This is a genomic window from Rubrivirga sp. S365, from assembly GCF_032248475.1.
GTDB classification, from domain to species: Bacteria; Bacteroidota; Rhodothermia; order Rhodothermales; family Rubricoccaceae; genus Rubrivirga; species Rubrivirga litoralis.
Window position 1 is genome coordinate 13226 of sequence record NZ_JAVTTN010000001.1, and the last position, 19127, is coordinate 32352.

Genomic DNA, 19127 nt, shown 5'->3' on the forward strand with positions numbered 1-19127 from the left:
CCAGCGTCCGGGGGCCTACTCCGCCGCGATGTGGAAGCCGTCGCCCCGGGTCTCGACACGGGCGCCGAGCGCCTGCGCCAGGTGGTCGACGGCGCCGCGGAGGTCGTCGCCGCTGAGCCCGCCGTTGACCGGCTCGCCCGCGAGCGCCGGGTCGATGCTGACCGGCACGCCGTACCTCCACCCGATCTGCTCGGCCACGTGCCCGGCCAGCGGGTAGCGGACGCCCTCCCCGACCCACGCGAGCGCCGCGCCGAGGTCGGCCCGCTCCGGCGCCGAGGGCGCGTCGAGGGCGAGGACCTCGGCCCGCTCGCCCGGCGCCAGGCGCACGGCGGCCTCCGGCTTCGCGCGCGGCGCGAGCGCGACCACCCCGCTCGCGAGCACGACCTCGGTGCGGACGTCGGTCGCGCGGACCGAGAACGTCGTACCCAAGACGGTCACCTCGGCGTTCGGCGTCGTCACCTCGAACGGGTCCGACGCGTCGCGGACGACGCGGAACAGGGCCTGGCCGCCGAGGAGCCGCGCCGCGCGGCCGTCGCCCGCCCCGCCCTCGGGGACCATGATCCGGGCGCCGGGCGCCAGCTCGACCGTCGAGCCGTCGGCGAACGCGAGCGTCTGCGCCTCCGACGCCGTGACGGTCTCCCAGCCGGCGTCGCGCAGGGCCACGCTCGTGAGGAGGGCGACGAAGGCGGCGACGGCCACGAGCGCCGCCGTCCGCCAGACCCACCGCCCCGCCCCGCCCCGGCGGGCGGGCGCCGGCGGCCGGTCGAGCGCGCGGGGCGGGGCGGCCGTGCGCGTCGGGCCGGGCGGGGCGGACGGCGCCGGAGGAGGCGGTGCGGAGGCGGCCGGCACTGAGGGGACGGCGGGCCGGGCGGCGGCCTCGGCCCAGGCCCGCTCGAACGCGGCCCGGTCCGCCCGGATGCGGCGGACGGCGGCGGCGAGGCCGGGGTGCTTTGCGAGCGCGGCGTCGAGGTCGGCGCGTGAGGCGTCGAGGTGCGACCGCTCGGCGTCGCTCAGGAGGTCGTCGTCGGCGAGCGCGTAGAGGACGAGGAGCGCGCGGTCGGGGAGGTCCCGCGACAGGTCGGCGCGGACCTCGGCACGCAGCGAGCGCCACCGCGCGAACGCCTCGGCGAGGGCGGGGCGGTCGGCGAGCGCGGCCGCGACGGCGGCCCGCTCCTCGGGCGGGAGCGAGTCGTAGAGGGCGAGGCGGTCGAGGGGCGTGGACATGGTCGCGGAGTCTAAAGGGCGGCGGCGCCCAGGAGGACGGCGAGGACGACGGCGGCGCCGGCGAGCGCGGTGCGGAGCTTCTCGAAGGCTCGCTTCACCTGCATCTTGACGGCCGCCTCGGTCGTGTCGAGCGCCTCGGCGATCTCGACGTAGGGGTACCCCAGCTCGCGCATTTCGAGAATGGCCCGGGCGTGCTCGCTGAGGTCGGCGAGCGCCCGTTCGAGGTCGATGTGGAGGGCGACGTCGTCGGGCTCGCTCCGGCCGGGCGTGGGGAGGTCGGGGTCGAACAGGGCCTCGCGCGACGAGTACCGCCCGCGGTAGAAGTCCTGGAGCTCGAAGAGGGCGGCCTTCATGGCGAACGCCTTGAAGCGGTCGGGACGCTGGAGGCTCTCGAGCCCGCGGTGGACGCGGACGAGCGCGTTCTGGACGAGGTCGTCTGCGTCGGGGCCGCGCCCGATGCGCCCCCAGAAGAACGAGCGGAGCACGGGCGTGACGGCGGCCAGCAGCCCGTCGCGGGCGGCGCCGTCGCCCGCCTGGGCGCGGGCTACCGTCTGGGGGTCGAGAGGGTTCATAGGAGGGGCACCACGCGAGCCGCCGCCCAGGCGCGCCGGGTCACACGGCGCCGCGCAAAGGCGGGGCAGTCCCGGAAGGTGCCGACGGGGCGGGGCGGGCGCAAGCCACCCCGCCCACGGCCACGCCTTGCACGAGGGCCGCGCGCCTCCGCCCCTACCGAGTCCCGCTCACGCCGACCACCCCGCCCTCGCAGGTCGAGGCCGAACGGGGCGGCCACCGTTTTCCACCCCGCGGGCGGGGCGGCCCGCTCTACTGCCGCGTGCTGATCGGCTCGCCGCCGGCCGCCCGCCAGCCCTGGTAGGCCCGGTCGTAGAACGCCTGCGCCTCGCCTAGCGTCTCGCTTTGGGGGAAAAGCGTCGTCAGTTGGTCGTAGATATCCGTCGCCTCGCGGTAGCGCTCCTCCTGGCGGGCCGGGACGCTGCCCTCGGCGAACGCGACCTGCGCCCGGAGCGCGCTGAGGAGGGCGTCGTCGGCGTAGACGCTCGTCGGGTACTCGTCGAGCACGGTGAGGTAGGCGATCACAGCGGCCCCGTAGAGCTCGCGGCGCTCGTAGAGCCGGCCGGACTCGAACTGCTTCCGGGCCAGCTTCTCGCGGAGCTCGTCGGCCAGCTCCGACGCCGCCACGGCGTACTCGCCCGTGGGGTACTGCTGGAGGAAGAGGGCGATGTAGGTCAGCGCCTGCCGCGTGTCGGTCTGGTCGAGCTCGAAGCGCGGGCTGAGCGCGGCGTAGGCTTGGATGCGCTCGAACGCGGCCTCCTCGACGCGCGGGTCGGCGCGGTAGAACTCGATAAACCGCGTAAACTCTGTGCCGGCCAGGAGGTACTGGCCGTCGCCGGCGTAGGACCGGGCAAGCAGGATCTGCGCGTCGTCCGCGATGTCGCTCGTCCGCCCAAAGTCGAGCGTGGCGCGGAAGGACTCGATGGCGCGCCCGTACTTCTCGGCCTTGAACGCCTCGACGCCCTGCTCGTACGCCTCCTGGGCCGAGGCGAAGGTCCGGGGGCCGCCGCCACACCCGGCGACGAGGGCCGCGACGAGGGCGAGGAGTCCAAGACGAACGGGCATGGGCGGGGGGCGGAGCGCGATGCGGGGACGAACGAGGCCCGTTTTGGCTTATTGCAAGGGGCCTCCCAGGGTACCCCGCCCCGCCCCGCCCGGCCGACGAGAAGGGGCGAAGACGGAGGCGGGCAGCGGGCAGCGGAGGTGCCCCACCCCGCCCACGATACGGGCGGGGCGACCGCCGTAGCGGCGTTGCATGCAACGCCGTCGGGCCGCGGTGTCCGGCGGGGCGGCGGCCGTAGGGGCGACCGGCGGTCGACCGTGGGCGGGCGTAACGGGCGGGGCGGTGCCTTTCCAGGCCGCCCCGCCCACGTCGTCCACCACCCCTAGCCCCTCTTGGCTGCGCCGACGCTGCGCGGTGGCCAGGAGGGGGACTGCCGCCGCCTCCAGTTGACGTTGGCCTCAGCTTTCACCACCCCGCCCGTGCCTACACGGGGCGGGGCGGAACAAAAACGGGCACCACCCCGCCCGCGCATGCCTTTTCCCTTTTCCCTCCTACTCCAGCAGCACGGAGCGGCCGTCGCGGTAGCCCAGGATGAAGAGCGCCTCGTTCACCTGGCCGCCGTCGAACGCGAAGCGGTGGGCCACGCCGTCGAACCGGGGCGCCGCGCGGACGCGGTCGGCGAGCGAGCCTTCCCCGCCCCCGCCGACCTGAGCGAGGAGGAACCGCGTGAGGTCGTAGCCGATGAGCGCGAGGCGGTCGACGGGGATGCCCGCAAGCGCCCGGTAGCGGGCGCCGAACGCGTCGGTCGCGCCCGGGGCGACGAAAAAGTCCTGCGTAAAGACGGCCCCGAGCCGCGTGGCCCGGTCGGCCGCGCTCGGCGCGAGCCCCTCCCACTCCGTGTTCCCGAGCGGGCGGGGCGTCCGCCCGAGCGAGCCCAGCGCGTCGAGCGCGCGGAGGGCGTCGGAGGCGTAGCGCGGCGCGTCGCCGCCGGTGACGGGGAGGTAGATGGCCTGGACCGAGCGGAGCGCGGCCTCGCCGATCTCGCGGTCGAGGTCCTCCCACGCGCTGGCATTCTCGAGCCCCTCCTCGAACGCGACCGACGCCCCGAGACGGCGAACCTCAGTCGCGAACGCGCCGGCCATGTCGGCGCTCAGCGCGCCCGACCGCGACGCCGTGCCCAGACGGCCCAGCCCGAGCCGCCCGACGGCGTAGCGGGCCATCGCGCGGCCCCGGGCCGGGAACGTCGGGTTGGCCTGGAACACGAACTGCCGGCCCTGGCTGACGGCCTGGTCGGTCGCGAGCGGGGCGAGGAGCGTCACGTCGGCGGCCTCGGCAGCGGCCCCGGCCGGCTCGGCCTCGTCGCTGAACAGCGGCCCCACGACGGCGTCGGCGCCCGCGGCGACGACGGCGGCGACGGCCTCGGCCGCGCCCGGACCCGTCCCCTCGGAGTCGCGGAACACCATCCGCACGCGGCGCCCCGCCCCGCCCCCGGCGACGCGCGCGTTGTGCTCGTCGACCGCGATGCGGACCCCGTTGAACAGGGCCTGCCCGAGGTACCCCCGCTCGCCGCCCACGGGGAGCACGATGCCCAGGTCGAACACCTGGCCCTGCGCGGACTCCGCGACGCGCGGGAGGAGCGCGCGGGCGTCGGCGGCGTACCGGCTGGCGGGGTAGCGGGACACGAGCCGCGTGGCCGCCGAGGCGGCGCGCTCGGGGTCGCCGGCGGCGTAGGCCGCCTTGGCGGCCATAAGCGTCGCCGCCGTCGTGCGCTCGGTGTAGCCGTATTCGGTCGCCGCGCGCGTGAACAGGCGCTCGGCCGCCGCGTAGTCGCCGGCCTGGTACGCCGCCAGACCCTCCTCGAAGGCGGCGTCCGACGCCGGCACGCGGTCGGGCACGGCCGGCTGGGCCGCGGGGCGGCCGGCGAGCGCCATCAGGGCAACGAGGACGGCGAGGGCGGGGCGGAGCCGGGCGGGCGGCGCAGTGGGCATGGGGCGGGGGAGCAACCGGGGGACCGGCAAGTTGGCCCTCCGACCCCGGCAGCGCAAGGCGCCCCGGTGAACACGGCGGTGATGCGCGGGCGGGGCGGCCGCCGCCCTACCCCGCCCCGCCCCACGCGCGCCCCAGCGCCAGCCCGAGCGCCACGAAGCCGACGCCGACGACCACGCTCCCCGCCGCGTTGGCTACGGCGAGGCCGCGCCGCCCGGCCTCCCACAGCAGGACCGTGTCGGCGCTGTAGGTCGAGAACGTCGTGAACGACCCCAGCACGCCGACCACGAGCGCGAGCCGGGCGCGGTCGTCGGTCACCAGCGGGACGGCGAGCCCGATCGCGAGGCACCCGAGCGCGTTGACGGCCCACGTCCCCGCCGGCACCCCGGCCCCGGCCAGCCGCACGGCGGCCACCCCGACGCCGTAGCGCGCGACGGCGCCGACCGCCCCGCCCAGGGCAACGAACAGCAAGCGCATGGAGAGGCGGGGGCGGAGCGGCGTCGGGGGAACGTACAGCCGCGGCGGGCAGCGGGCAGAAGATCCGCCACCCCGCCCGCAACGTGGGCTGGGCGGGGCGGCGTCGGGCGGGGCGGTGCCTTTCTCTGACCGCCCCGCCCTCGTCACAACCACCCCTAGCCCCTCTTGGCTGCGCCGACGCTGCGCGGTGTCCAGGAGGGGGACTGCCGTCGCCTCCGGTTAACGGCGGCCTCGCTTAATCACCGCCCCGCCCGTGCCTACACGGGGCGGGGCGGAACAAAAGCGGGCACCACCCCGCCCGCGCACGCCTTTTCCCTTTTCCCTTTTCCCTTTTCCCTTTTCCCTTTTCCCTTTTCCCTTTTCCCTTTTCCCTTTTCCCTTTTCCCGTCCCTCACGCCCCGCCCGTTTCTGCGAGGTACTCCGCGCCGCGGCCCTTGATGCGCTCGTCCCAGACCTGCATCCACCCCGCCCCCTCCGCCGCGATCCGCTCCCAGTCGAGGTCCATCGGCGTGTAGATCTGGGCGGCCATCCAGGCGGGGAGGCGGTCCTGAGCGATGTCGGTGCGAGCGGGGATGCGGCCGAACTCCTGCGCCTGGCGGACGAGGGCGTCCGGCGTCGTCACGAACTCGACGAACTCGCGGGCGAGGTCGGGCTGCGGGGCGCCCTTGGGGATCGCGACGCCGTCGACCAGGACGGGCACGGCGGGCGCCGGGGCCGAGAACGCGAACGGGTAGCTCTGGGCCTGGAGGTAGGTGTCGGGGAGGTTCCAGAGCGTGAGGTCGGCCTCGCCGCGGGCGATGCGGAGGTAGAGCTGCGTCGGGTCGGCGGCGTAGCCCTTCGTGTTCTGGTCGAGCCGCGCCAGCCAGCGGTAGCCGTCCTCGACGGTCGGCTGGCGGAGAATCATGGCCGCCCAGATCGTTCGCATGGTGCCCGACGCGAGCGGGGAGCGGATGAGGAGCCGGTCGCGCCACTGCGGGTCGAGCAGGTCGTCCCAGGTCGCCGGCACGGCGGCCGAGTCGACGGCGGCCGTGTTGTAGAGGACGCCCTCGGGCGTGAGGTACGTCCCGTACCACCGGCCCCCCGCGTCCTTCGCGTCGGCGGGGACCGCCGCGGCCCACGACGGCTCGAACGGCTGGAGGAGGCCCTCGTCGGCCGCCTGCGCGAACAGCGTCTGCGGCGCCCCCCACCACACGCTGGCCTGCGGGTTCTGTTGCTCCACGCGGACCCGGTCGTACGCCTCCTGGCTGCCCAGGTCGATCCACTGCACGTCGACGTCCGGGCGCTCGGCCTCGAACGCCTCCTCGTAGGCCCGGAGCATTTCCTTGCCGTGGGGCGAGTAGACGAGGAGCGGCGTACGGTCGTCGCCGCACGCGGCGAGGCCGAGAACGGCGGCGAGGCAGAAGAGGACGGGGCGCATGGGCGGGGTGGAGCGAGAGGGGAGGCCGACCAGAGCGGGCAGGCTCCGAGGGCGGGGCGGTGCAGCAGACCGCCCCGCCCGCCCCGCGTTCCTCAGGAGGGACCGCCCCGCCCCTACTCCGCCCCGCTCAGGACCTCCTCGGCGAGGCCCGCGTCGCGCACGCGCTCGAAGATCAGCCGGTGGCCCGCGTCGTTCTGGTGGATGCCGTCGCCGGCGTCCCAGCGCGGGTCGAGGCGGCCGTCCGGGAGCGCGACGCCCGTCCACACGTCGACGGCGCGGTCGCCGAAGCGCTGGAGGATCCAGTCGCGGACGGCGGCCTGGCTCCGGCGCCCGGCGGCGTCGAGGTTGCGCGGGGCCGTGGTCGTGACGTAGAGCGGGACGCCGGCGGCGGCGGCCCGCGCGGCGACGGCCTCGAAGTTCGCCTCCTGCGTCGCCTCGCCGTAGCCGCGCGCCGCGTCGTTCGACGTCAGCCCGATGATGACGGCGTCGGGGTCGCGGGCGAGGGCGGCGTCGATGTTGCGGAGCGGGTCGGGCGCACCGTTGAGATCGGCCGGGACCGTCGAGCCTTCGGGGAGCACGTGGTACGTCGTGTAGCCGCCGCGCGCGAGGTTGAGGATCTCGAACCGCGGGTCCACGTCGTCCAGGTACACGCGGAGCCGGTTGACCCAGGTGCTGTCCGCGTGCTCCGGTCCCGTGCCCTCGGCCGTCGACGAGCCCAGGACCACGACGAGCAGGGCGTCCTCCGCCGCCCCGCCCGCGTCGGCGGCCGGCGGCAGGTCGAGCGGGGCGGCCTGCGCGGGGCGGGCGCCGTCGAGCCAGCCGCCCCGGAACCCGGCCCGCTCCAGCCCGCGCACGAGGTACGGGCTCCGCTTCATGGTCTCCCAGACGAGCCCGGTGCGGAGGTTCTCGGCCATGATCAGGATCGGCCCCTGGTCGATGCCCAAGTAGTCGTGGTCGAACCAGCCCTCGTCCGTCACCTCGGAGTTCTGCTTGATGCGGGCGTCGCGGAAGGTGAACGACGGGTTGAACGCGTCGCGGAACCCGTAGTCGTCGGTCCAGAGCGTGCCCGGGTAGCGCCGGGCCATCTCCTTCAGCGCCGCGAGCGTCTCGCGGGGCGCGAACGGGAGCGACCCGCCCGCGGCCGTCGGCGCGATCGTCCCGTCGTCGTTGACGTGGTCGGCGCTCGCGCCGCGCGCCCAGTAGGTGTGGAACTGGCGGCGCTCGCCGCGAAACTCGTGGGCCTCGTTCGACGGCCCGTCGCTCGCGGTCAGCCCCCAGACGTCGCCGCCGTAGCCGGTCCACGACTGCGGGTTGTCCTGGGCGTAGGCCCGCTGCGAGAGCGTGCCGCGGCGGCTGTTCTCGAAGTAGTCGTACGGCTCGCCCAGCTCGGCCGACTTGCCGCGCATCCACTCGTCCTGGATGTCCCGGAAGTCGACGAAAAGGTGGCTGTACTGGTGGCCGAAGAGCGGCGTAAAGTTGACGTGCTCGTAGCCGTAGAAGTCCTCCCACTCGTAGGTCGAGGTCCACGCGGGCCAGACGTCTTCGTCGAGGGCGTGCGTGGGCGAGCCCAGCCCGAGGAGGTAGAGGATCATGCCCTCGTTGTAGCCCTGCCAGACGGCCGGGCCGTAGCCGACCTCGGGGTACCACCCCATCGTCAGCCGCGTCTCGCCCGCGCGCCGGTGCCACGGCCAGTCGACGCGCTGGTAGAGCGAGTCGGCGTAGGCCCGGATCGCCACCTCGTCCGCCCCGCCCCCGTCGAAGTACTCGCGCGAGAACAGGACGCCGCCCATGAGGAGCGCCGTGTCGATGGTCGAGAGCTCGGTGTTGCCGAACCGCGTGCCGCCGTCGTATTCGAGGAAGTGGTAGAAGTAGCCGCGGTGCCCGGCCGTCCCCACCTGCTCCGTCCCCTGGGGCCGCGTGTAGAGGAACCGGAGCGTGTTCAGCGTCCGCTCGGCGGCCTCGCCGCGCGTGACGTAGCCGCGCTCGGCGCCGATCCCGTAGGCCGGGAGCCCGTAGCCGATGGCCGCGATGCTCGAAAACGCCCGCGTCGGCGCGCGGTCCGGGACGAGCCCGGTCTCGGGGTCCGTCGACTCCCAGAACCAGCGGAACGTGCGGGCCTGGAGCGTGTCGAGAAACACCTCGTCGTCGGCCGTGAGCGCGACCTCCACCCCGCCCACGGCGGGCGGGGCAGACTCGGGGGCCACGGCCGCCGGCGGCGCGCACGCGGCGGCGGCCAGAACGGCGAGCAGGAGGGCGAACGGGCGGGCGGGGTGGCTCACGGGAGGAGGAAGCGGGCGAAGACGGCGAAGTGGTCGCTCGGGTACCGCCCCGCCCCCGCCCCGTCACCGTCGCGGGCGGGGCGGTCGAGGGCGACGCCGGCGGCGACGGGGACGAGCCGCGCGTCGGCGGCGTCGAACAGGTAGTCGATGCGGCGGCCGGCGGCGCCGGCGTACGGCGGCCCCCAGGTGATGCCCGCCCCGCCCAGGTCGCGGAGCCCGCCGAGCATCCGCATCTCGGGCCACGACGGCTCGGCGTTGAAGTCGCCCCCGAGCACGAGCGGGGCGTCGCCGCCGGTCGACGCGACGAAGTCGAGGAGGTGGGCGATCTCCATCGCGCGCACGCCCCGCCCCTCAGGCGTGGCCGGGTGGTGGAGGTGCGTCGTGTAGAGGCGGACGGGCCGCCCGCCGACCTCGATCTGGGCGTAGGCGGCCGTGCGGAAGGCGTCGAGCGGGGGGAGCCGGCGCTCGGCGGTCTCGGCGAACGGGTGGGCCGAGAGGATGGCGTTGCCGTACCGCTTCGGCGCGCCGGCCGAGTCGACCGAGACAAAGTGGACGTGGGCGAAGCCCAGCCGGTCGGCAATCGTCCGGGCCTGGTTGGGGAGCCCCTCCTTTTGCAGGACCTCCTGGAGAAAGACCACGTCCGGCCGGAGCGCCCGCAGGTCGCGCTCGATCAGGTCCAGCCGCGCCGGCCAGTCGCCCTGGTCGTGCCAGATGTTGAGGGTGACGACGACGAGCGTGTCCGGCGCCTGGGCCTCGGCGCGGAGCGGGGCGAGCGTCGCCAGCAGGCACAGGGCCGCGAGCGTCCACCCCGCCCACAGGCGCAGAGAACGGGTGGAGCGGGGCGGGGTGGTGGCGCCGTCCAGGGCGCGCGGACCGCCCCGCCCTCTCCCCCACCGGCGCGGCGACTGTTGGGGCGGGGCGGCGGGCATCAGTCGTAGAGCAGGCGCTCGGCGGCCTGCCAGTTCCCGCGCCGCATCGGCACGCGCATCGCGTCGTCGGCCTCGAGGCGGTCGAACAGGCGCCGACGCATGGCGTCGGCGATGGGCTTCAGCGTCGGGACGTTGATGAGGTTGACCTGCTCGCGCGGGTCGGCCTGGAGGTCGTACAACTCGGACGTGTCCCAGACGCCGTGGTAGGTGATGTACTTGTAGCGGTCGCCGCGGAGCGCGAACGTGGTCGGCGTGTGGGGGAACGCGTACTCCCAGTAGTACTCGTAGAGGAACTCGCGGCCCGGGTCGCCCGCCGCCTGGAGCGGGTCAGTCGGGAGCGGGGCGGCGTCGGGCGGGGTGGCCGCCCCGCTCTCGGCGTTCGCGAGCAGGCCGAGGAACGACGTCCCGTCCATGTCGATGGGCGAGGTCGTGCGCGTCATCTCCAGGAGCGTCGGGGCGATGTCCAGGTTGCGGACGAGGCCGTCGACGCGGCTCCCGGCTGGCACGAACCCAGGCGACCACGCCAGGAAGGGGATCCGGATCGACTCCTCGTAGGCGTTCCGCTTGTCGATCAGCCCGTGCTCACCGAGCAGGAACCCGTTGTCGCCGAGGTAGAGGACCAGCGTGTTCTCGGCCAGCCCGCTCTCCTCGAGGTAGTCGAGGACGCGGCCGACCGACTGGTCGACGGCCAGGACCGTCTCGGCGTAGCGGCGGTAGAAATTGTCGAACCCGGTCATGCCCGGGCCGAGGTCGCCGTGGTACGCGAAGTCGACGCCGTGCCACGAGCCGCGCTGCTCGCGCACCCACCGCGGCTTGCCGGCGTAGTTCGCCTCGGTCAGCCACATCGACGGCGCGTACGGGATCGCGTCGGCGGCGTAGGCGCCGGCGTGGCGCGGGGCCGGGATGAACTCGGCGTGGACGGCCTTGTGGGAGAGCTCCAGGAAGAACGGGCGGTCGCCGCTCTGCTCCTTCAGGAAGTCGAGGGCGTAGTCCGTGAGGAGGTCCGTCGTGTACCCCTCGCGCTCGACGCGCTCGCCATCGACGTTGAGGACGGGGTCGACGTAGACGCCCTGCCCGCGGAACGAGACCCAGCGGTCGAACCCGGGCCGGGGCTGGTCGTCGTCTTCCCCCATGTGCCACTTGCCGATGAGCGCCGTCTGGTAGCCGGCGGCCTGGAGGTCCTGGGGGAAAAACCGCGTGCCCTCGGGGATCGGGCTCGTGTTGTCGACGACGCCGTGGTTGTGGGCGTACTGGCCCGTCAGGATCGACGCCCGGCTCGGCGAGCACAGCGAGGTCGTGACGAACGCGTTGGCGACGTGCGCGCCGCCGGCCGCCATGCGGTCCATGTTCGGGGTCCGCAGAAAGTCCGGGGCCTGGGGCATGAACCCCATAAAGTCGTAGCGGTGGTCGTCGGACAGGATGATGACCACGTTGCGCGGAGCGCTCTGCGCGCGCACCGCCCCGCCCGCGACGAGCGACAGGACGAGGGCGACGAAAAGCGCGAGGGCGGGGCGGAAGCGCATGGATCGAGCGGGACGTCTTGTGCAAAGTCCCCCTCCTGGACAGGAGGGGCTAGGGGTGGTGGACCGACGCGGGCGGGGTGGTCACAACAGAACTCGTGGCGGGCGTGGGCGGGGCGGCCTACTCGGCGACCAGCTCGAAGCGGGCCGACTCGGTCGCGGCCGACGAGCCGCCGACGTAGACCGTGAACCACCCGGGCTCGACGGTCCACGCCCCGCCCTCGCCCCAGAACTGGAGGTCGTCCGGCGTGAGCGTGAACGCGACCCGCTGCGTCTGGCCCGGCGCCAACTCGACGCGCTCGAACCCCTTCAGCTCGCGGAGCGGCCGCGTCACGCTCGCCACCTCGTCGCGGACGTAGAGCTGGACGACTTCGGCGCCGGCCCGGTCACCCGTGTTCGTGACCTCGACCGTCACGTCGACCGCCCCGCCCATCGCGAGGCGGTCCGCGCTGAGGACGGGCGGGGTGGTCTCGAAGGTCGTGTAGCTGAGGCCGTGCCCGAACGGGTAGAGCGGCTCGACGGGCACGTCGAGGTAGCGCGAGACGTACTTCTCGCTCGCGCCCGGCACGTCGGCGGGGCGGCCGGTCCGCTTGCGGTTGTAGTAGAGCGGCTCCTGGCCGGTCACGTAGGGGAACGAGACGGGCAGCTTGCCGCCCGGGCTGTGGTCGCCCAGGAGCACGTCGGCGACGGCCGGTCCCATCTCGGTCCCCAGGTGCCACGCCTCCAGGATCGTCGGGGCGACCGCGTCGAGGGCGCCGAGCGCGAGCGGCCGGCCGTTCGTGAGGACGACGACGACGGGCTTGTCGCCGGCCGCCGCGATCACGCGCCGCGCCAGCTCGAGCTGCGCGCCCGGCAGGTCGACCGACGCGCGGCTCGCGGCCTCGCCCGTCAGCTCGCGGTGCTCGCCCAGGACCAGGACCACGGCGTCCGCCCCGCCCGCGAGCGCCACGGCCTCGGCGTGTCCCGCAGTGTCGTCGCTGAGGAGCGCGTCGACGATGGGCAGGAACCCGTCGCGGGGCGGGGCGGGGTAGCCCGGCGCGTAGCGGACGTCCGTGCCCGGCATGGCGTCGCGGAGGGCGGGGAGGATGGGCGTCGCGTCCTCGCGCCGCCCCGCCCCGGCCCACGAGCCCAGCGCCGAGATGGAGTCGGCGGCGAGCGCGCCGATCACGGCGACCGAGCCCAGCCCGCGCTGGAGCGGGAGGGCCGTCTGCCCACCCCGCCCGGGCTCGTTTTTGAGGAGCACGATCGACTGCCGCGCGAGGTCGCGCGCCGCCGCCCGGTGCTCGGGCGCGAGGAGCACCGACGCTTCGAGCGCCTCGCTCCCGTAGCGGTACGGGTCCTCGAAGAGCCCCGCCCGGCGCTTGACGCGGAGCACGCGGCGGACGGCCTCGTCGACCACGTCCATCGACAGCGCCCCGCTCTCGACGAGGGCGGGGAGGTCCTCGACGTAGATCCCGTCGACCATGCTCATGTCGACGCCGGCGCGGAGTGCTTGGACTCCGGCCTCGGCGTCGTTCGCGGCGATCCCGTGGTTGATCAGCTCGCGGACCGCCGTGTAGTCGGCGACGACGAACCCGTCGAAGCCCCAGTCGTCCCGGAGCACGTCTGTAAAGAGGTCCTCGTCGGCCGTCGCCGGGACGCCGCCGATCTCGTTGAACGCCGACATCAGCGTCTGCACGCCGGCGTCGACCGACGCGCGGAACGGCGGGAGGATCGTCTCGTGGAGCGTCCGCTCCGACACGTCCGCCGTGTTGTAGTCGCGGCCGCCCTCGGCGAACCCGTAGCCGGCCAGGTGCTTGGCCGTCGCCACGACCGTCGTGTCGGCCGCGAGGCCGGTGAGGGACCGGCCCTGGAACCCGACGACGCGGGCCTCGGCCACGCGGCTGCCCAGGAACGGGTCCTCGCCGGCGCCCTCGACGATGCGCCCCCACCGCGCGTCGCGGGCCACGTCGACCATCGGCGCGAACGTCCAGTGGAGCCCGACGGCCGCCGCCTCGCGCGCCGCCACGCGCGCCGCGTGCTCGATGGCGTCCAGGTTCCACGACGCCGCCTCGGCGAGCGGGACGGGGAAGATCGTCCGGAACCCGTGGACCACGTCGTACCCGAAGATCAGCGGGATGCCCAGCCGGCTCTCCTCGACGGCCACCGTCTGCGCGCGGCGCGTGTACTCGGCCCCGTACACGTTGAGGAACGAGCCGACGCGCCCCGCCCGGATGTCCTCCTCCCCGCCCTGCGTCACGGCCGGTCCGGTCACGGCCCACTGGCCCGTGTACTGCGTGAGCTGGCCGAGCTTTTCTTCGACCGTCATCTGCGCGAGCAGGCTGTCGACGAACGCGGCCTCGGCGGCGGCGTCGTAGCCGCCCCGCTCGAACACGGGCGGCCGTTGCGCCTGAGCGGCCGTGGCGACGAGGAGGAGGGCGGTAAGGAGGGCAGAACGCACAGTCAGAATGGGAAGCCTGAAAAGAGGGCGGGGCGGGGTGGCCGTAGGGGCGGCCGGCGGTCGCCCGCTGACGGGTCGCCCACGTGGGCAGGGCGATGTCTCGGGCGGGGCGGGTGCCCCAGACCGCCCCGCCCACGCGCGGGGCGGCGAAAGGAGGAGCGCGGGGTGGCCGCCCACGCGGGCGGCGCTACGGGCGGGGCGGGTGCCACCCGAACCACCCCGCCCCCACACGCGGGCGGGGCGGGGTGGCCGGTCGAGAGCGGGCGGGGCGGCGTCTAGTAGCCCGGGTTCTGCTGGAGCCCGAAGCTCTCGACCTCGGCCTGCGGGATCGGGTACAGCTCGTGCTTGCCGACGATGAACGTCTTGCCGGCGGCGGCCATCAGCTCGGGCGCGCGGCCCTGGCGGATGATGTCGAACCAGCGGTGCTGCTCCATCGCGAGCTCGCTGCCGCGCTCGCGCCAGATGGCCTGCACGAGGGCATCGCCGGAGGCGGTGACGTCGGGGAGCAGGGCCTCGGCCGTGACGGAGAGCGTGAGGTCCTCGCGCGTCGGGGCCGCGCCGGCGTCCGCCTGGCGGAGGCGGACCACGCCGACCGAGACGGTTTGCCCGGGCGTGACGGATGCCATCGCGGCCTCGTAGTCGGCCAGGCTCTGAACCGCCGCGCCGTCCACCGACGTGACCAGGTCGATGCTGCGCACGACGATGGGGGCCGGCTCTACCTCCGTGTCGAGCCCGGCGTCGAGGGGCACGAGGCCCGCCTCGGCGGCGGCGCCCTCCACTCGGCGGGCGAACACGCGGCTGTCGACGCCTCCCAGGTTCAAGACTTGGGCGATGCTGGGGGCGAGCGCCTCGACTTGGAGCCCGAGCGTTGCCGTCATCTCGCCGCGCGCCCGCGCGCGCACCTCGTTGAGGTAGCGCTGCGCCTCGGCGTCCCGCCCCGTCCGCGCGGCGGCCTCGGCGGCGACCAGAAGCACGTCGGCGTAGCGGATGCGGCGGATGTTGACGCCGCTGTTGCCCTGGTTGCCCGCCCGGTCCGGCGACTCGAACGCCTTCTGGTTAAAGCGCTGATTCTGGATCTGCGGGTTGAGGTAGGGCACCCGGCCCGACCCGTCGGGGATCTGCTCCCAGGGGTAGAGGATCGTGGCCTCGCGGCGCGGGTCGCCCGGCTCGAAGTCCTCTTCGAGCTGGTCCGACGGCTGGTTGAAGCCCCAGCCCAGGTTGAGGTTGCCGCGCGCGCCCTGGACCTGGGAGTACTGCGAGCCTGCGTTGTTCTCGGCCGTCGACACCGTCTGCACCTCGAACACAGACTCCGACGAGTTCTCACCCGCGTACGAGAAGAGCTCGGCGTAGTCCGGGTACAGCGCGTACTCGCCCGAGTTGATCACGGCCGTCGCCTGCTGGTACGCCTCCTCGTACTCCTCCTGGTACAGGTGAGCCTTTGCGAGCAGCGACCTCGCAGCGCCCTTCGTCGCCCGGCCGGCGTCGGCGGCGCCGTACGCGCTCTCCTCCGGTAGCGCCTCGATCGCCGCGCGCAGGTCGGACTCGATGAGCGCGTAGGTCTCCTCGCGCGACGCGCGCGGCTGCTCCAGCTCGTCCGGCTCCAGGGGCTCAGTGACGAGGGGAACGCCGCCGTAGGCGCGGACGAGGAACGAGTAGTAGTACGCCCGGAGAAACTGGTTCTCCCCGATCAGCCGCGCGCGGAGCGCCTCGTCCATCTGGGGCACGCGCGGGATCCCCTCCAGGGCCACGTTCGCGCGGAAGATGCCGCGGTAGTACCCGGCCCAGGTGCCGCTAAAGGCGTTGTTGCCCGGGTCGAACGTGAGGTTGTCGAGGTCCAGGAGGAAGCTCCCGTCGGCCGGCGTGCTCCCCTTCACCGACTGGTCCGAGGCGATGTCCGTCATGCCGATCCACCCGAACACGTGGACGTTCCAGTTGCGGAGGTAGCTGTACGTCGCGTTCGTGGCCTGGACCGCGTGGGCCTCGGTCTCGAAAAAGTTGTCGGTCGTGAGCTCACCGCGGGGCTCGGGCTCGAGGAACGAGTCGCACCCGCCCTGGAGACCGGCCGTCGCCAGCAGGGCGACGAGGGTCGCTGGGCGCGCGAGGGGGAAGGATCGGAAGGTCATAACAAAGGGGGTCCTGTCAGGAGCGCGGGCGGGGTGGTCGCCGCCCCGCCCAGGCAGACTAGAAGGAGAGGTTGAGGCCGACCGTGATGGTCCGCGCGATGGGGTAGACGCCGTTGTCGATGCCTGGGCCGAGGACGCTGCTGCCGCCGATTTCGGGCGTGTAGCCGTCGTAGCCGGTGAGCGTGAACAGGTTGGTCCCGCTCACGTAGATCCGTGCGCGGTCAACGCGGATGCGGTTCGCGTACTGGGCGGGGATGGCGTAGCCCACCTGGAGCGTCTGGAGCTTGAGGAACGAGGCGTCCTCGACAAAGCGGCTCGACGCCAGGAAGTTGTGGCCCGCGTTCGTGATGCGCGGCTCGGTGTCGCTCGTGCCGGGGCCGGTCCAGCGGTCGAGGAACGACTCCTCGTAGTTCTCGACCCCGAAGCGGACCGACGTCCGGGCGTTGTAGACGTCGGCTCCGATCGAGCCCGTGAACGCCGCGCTCACGTCGAACCCGTTCCACCCGAGGTCGACGCCGAACCCGAGCGTGTAGTCCGGGATGGGCGACCCGAGGTTGACCTTATCGTCGTTCGTGACCGTGCCGTCTCCGTTCGTGTCGGCAAACCGGAGGTCGCCGGGCCTCTCGCCTCCGCGCGTCGGTGCGTTGTCGATCTCCTCCTGCGTCTGGAACACGCCTTCGACCTGGAAGCCATAGAACGATCCGATAGGCTCGCCAACGATCGTCCGGTTGGTGTTCGTCACCTCGTTGCCAAGCCCACCGGCGAGAATCTCCTCGTTGCCCTCGCCCAGCGCGAGCACCTCGTTGTGGATCGTCGATCCGTTAAACCGCACGCCGTAGAGGAAGTCGCCTGCCGTGCCGCTGAGGCCGAGGCTGGTCTCGAACCCCGAGTTGCGAACGGACGCCGCGTTCACGAACGGGTTCTGAGCTGATCCGACGTAGTCTGGAATCGGCACGCGGACGAGGATGTCCTCGGTGTCGCGGCGGTAGTAGTCGAACGTGGCCGTAAGGCGGTCGTCGAAGAACGCGGCGTCGAGCCCCACGTCCGTCTGGACCACGCTCTCCCACTGGATGTCGGGGTTGGCCAGCGACGTCAGCGTCTGACCAAAGTTGAGCGTGGGGTCGCCGCCGAACACAGCGTTGAGGTTGTTGTCGACGAGCGCGAGCGAGGCGTACGGGTCGATCTTGTCGTTGCCGATCCGGCCGTAGCTCCCGCGGAGCTTGAAGGCCGAGACGTAGGGGACGCCGTCCATGAACGGCTCGTCTGCCACGTTCCATCCCAGTCCGATCGACGGGAACGTGCCGTAGCGGTTGTTCTCACCGAACCGCGACGACCCATCGACACGGACCGAAACGGTGGCGAGGTAGCGGTCGAGGAACGAGTAGTTGGCCCGGGCGAGGTAGGACTGCATCGTCCAGCTCGAGGCCTCGTCCTCGACCGTCTGCCCGTCCTCCTCGCCCGCCCGGAGGTACCAGAACGAGGGATCCTCGCCGATCAGGTTCTGCCGCCGACCCCGGATCTCCTCGGTGTAGTACGACTGGAGCGTGAACCCACCCAGCACGTCCAGCCGGTGTCGGTCGTCGGGCGTGAGGAGGTCGTACGTCAGCGTGTTCTCCCACAGCCACGTGTCCGTGTTTCCCTGCTCGACCAGGAGCCGGCTGGTCTCGTTCTGCTGCGTCGGCGAGACGAGGAAGACGGGGACGAAGTTTTTGTACTCGGCGTCGTCGAGGTCGACGGCGAAGTTGGACCGGAAGCCAATCCCTTCCGGGAGGTCGAGGTCGAGGAACACGTTGCCCGCCAGACGGAAGCCGCCCTCGTCGTTCCGGTTGTAGAAGATGGACGCGGCCGGGTTGCCGGCCGAGGACCGCACGCCGGCGTCGTTGAACACGCCGTCGGTCATGGGCGCGACCGTGGGGTCGGCGAGGAGGGCCGCCCGCACGACGCCAGCCGAGCGCTCGCCGTCGCGGTAGATGAGGTTGATGTTGTGACCGATCTGGGCCGCCCCGCCCAGCCGGTATTCGTTGTTCAAGCGGAGCGTCGCCCGCTGGTACGAAGACCCCTGAAGGATCCCGTCCTGCGAGATCACGTCGCCGCTGACGTAGTACGAGATGTTCTCGTTGCCGCCGCGTGCCGAAACGGTGAGGTTTCGGATGGGGGCCGTCTGGTAGACCTGGTCCTGCCAGTCCGTGCTCGTCACAACGGCGGAGGGGTCGGCAAAGAACGGGTCGAGCCCGGTGTTGGCCGCAAGCTCGTTGGCCAGCTGGGCGTACTCCGCCCCACTGACGAGGGCGATCTCGCGCTGGAGGCTCTGGACCCCGTTGTAGACGTCGACGCTAACGGTCGTGCCGGCCTCGAACCCGCCTTTTTTCGTCGTGATAAGGATGACGCCGTTGGCGCCGCGCGAGCCGTAGATGGCCGTGGCAGAGGCGTCCTTGAGCACCTCGATGGACTCGACGTCGTTGGGGTTGAGGAAGTCGATGTCGTCGAGGAGCAGGCCGTCGACGACGTAGAGCGGGCTGGCGTTGTTGAGCGTGCCCACGCCGCGGATCCGAATCTGTGCGCCCGAGCCAGGCGCGCCGCTGGACGGTGTGACCTGGACGCCGGCGACGCGGCCCTGGAGGGCCTGCGCGACCGACGGCGTGGCCTGCTCGGCGAGTTCCTCACCGGACACCGAGGACACGGCGCCGGTTACGTCGCGGCGGCGCTGCTCGCCGTAGCCGACGACCACGAGCTCGCCCAGCGAGGCATCAGCGAAGACGAGCGCGAAGTCGGCCATCGCCGTCTCGCCGGCCCGGACCACGACTGCCCGCTCCTGCGGGGCGTAGCCGATAAAGGAGGCGCGGACGGTGTAGGCACCGGCCGGGACGCCGCGGATCTCGTACTCGCCGACGGCGCCGGTGCTGGCGCCGAGTGTGGGGATCGCCTGCCCGTCGTCGTCCAGGACCACGACGCTGGCCGCCGGGAGCGTCGTCGCGTCGAGCGAGTCCGTCACCACGCCGGCGATCTGGCCCGTCTGGGCCTGGGCCGCGACCGCCCCGCCCAGGACGAGCGCGAGGACCGCGAGGAGCCGCCGGACGGGGCGGGCAGAGAGTCCGGCGGCGGGCGGCCGGAGGCGCAGGGTCACCATGTTCATGGGGAGCGGGGAAAGGCGGGCGGGGT

General features: G+C 73.3%; 12 protein-coding genes. All 12 read right to left on the minus strand.

Features of this window, described 5'->3' with window-relative positions; all coding sequences use genetic code 11:
- Positions 1-15: 15 nt before the first annotated feature.
- Complete coding sequence (locus RQM47_RS00055) at positions 16-1224, minus strand: FecR family protein (protein WP_314006885.1); 1209 nt, start codon at positions 1222-1224, stop codon at positions 16-18.
- Between the two features lie 11 nt (positions 1225-1235).
- The gene (locus RQM47_RS00060) at positions 1236-1796 is read right to left on the minus strand and encodes a sigma-70 family RNA polymerase sigma factor (RefSeq protein ID WP_311662341.1); all 561 of its coding nucleotides are present in this window, start codon (positions 1794-1796) and stop codon (positions 1236-1238) included.
- A 250-nt stretch (positions 1797-2046) separates the two neighbouring features.
- A complete protein-coding gene (locus tag RQM47_RS00065; protein WP_311662342.1) occupies positions 2047-2859 on the minus strand; it encodes an outer membrane protein assembly factor BamD in 813 nt (270 codons plus the stop codon).
- A gap of 489 nt (positions 2860-3348) precedes the next feature.
- Positions 3349-4785, minus strand: coding sequence for an ABC transporter substrate-binding protein (locus tag RQM47_RS00070; RefSeq protein ID WP_311662343.1), 1437 nt, complete (start codon positions 4783-4785; stop codon positions 3349-3351).
- Positions 4786-4891: 106 nt separating this feature from the next.
- Positions 4892-5260 carry a fluoride efflux transporter CrcB gene (gene crcB, locus RQM47_RS00075; RefSeq protein ID WP_311662344.1) on the minus strand — a complete coding sequence of 123 codons (369 nt, stop codon included), beginning with the start codon at positions 5258-5260 and terminating at the stop codon, positions 4892-4894.
- Between the two features lie 391 nt (positions 5261-5651).
- Positions 5652-6677, minus strand: coding sequence for an extracellular solute-binding protein (locus RQM47_RS00080; RefSeq protein WP_311662345.1), 1026 nt, complete (start codon positions 6675-6677; stop codon positions 5652-5654).
- A gap of 113 nt (positions 6678-6790) precedes the next feature.
- Positions 6791-8956 carry a glucoamylase family protein gene (locus RQM47_RS00085; protein ID WP_311662346.1) on the minus strand — a complete coding sequence of 722 codons (2166 nt, stop codon included), beginning with the start codon at positions 8954-8956 and terminating at the stop codon, positions 6791-6793.
- A complete protein-coding gene (locus tag RQM47_RS00090) occupies positions 8953-9885 on the minus strand; it encodes an endonuclease/exonuclease/phosphatase family protein (protein ID WP_311662347.1) in 933 nt (310 codons plus the stop codon). Before RQM47_RS00090 ends, RQM47_RS00085 begins: the two co-directional genes overlap by 4 nt.
- The gene (locus tag RQM47_RS00095) at positions 9885-11408 is read right to left on the minus strand and encodes a sulfatase (RefSeq protein WP_311662348.1); all 1524 of its coding nucleotides are present in this window, start codon (positions 11406-11408) and stop codon (positions 9885-9887) included. Before RQM47_RS00095 ends, RQM47_RS00090 begins: the two co-directional genes overlap by 1 nt.
- A gap of 118 nt (positions 11409-11526) precedes the next feature.
- Entirely contained in the window at positions 11527-13845 is a 2319-nt protein-coding gene (bglX, locus tag RQM47_RS00100; protein WP_314006887.1) for a beta-glucosidase BglX, read from the minus strand.
- A 275-nt stretch (positions 13846-14120) separates the two neighbouring features.
- Positions 14121-15968, minus strand: coding sequence for a RagB/SusD family nutrient uptake outer membrane protein (locus RQM47_RS00105; protein WP_314006890.1), 1848 nt, complete (start codon positions 15966-15968; stop codon positions 14121-14123).
- Between the two features lie 58 nt (positions 15969-16026).
- Entirely contained in the window at positions 16027-19101 is a 3075-nt protein-coding gene (locus RQM47_RS00110) for a TonB-dependent receptor (RefSeq protein WP_311662351.1), read from the minus strand.
- Positions 19102-19127 lie beyond the last annotated feature (26 nt).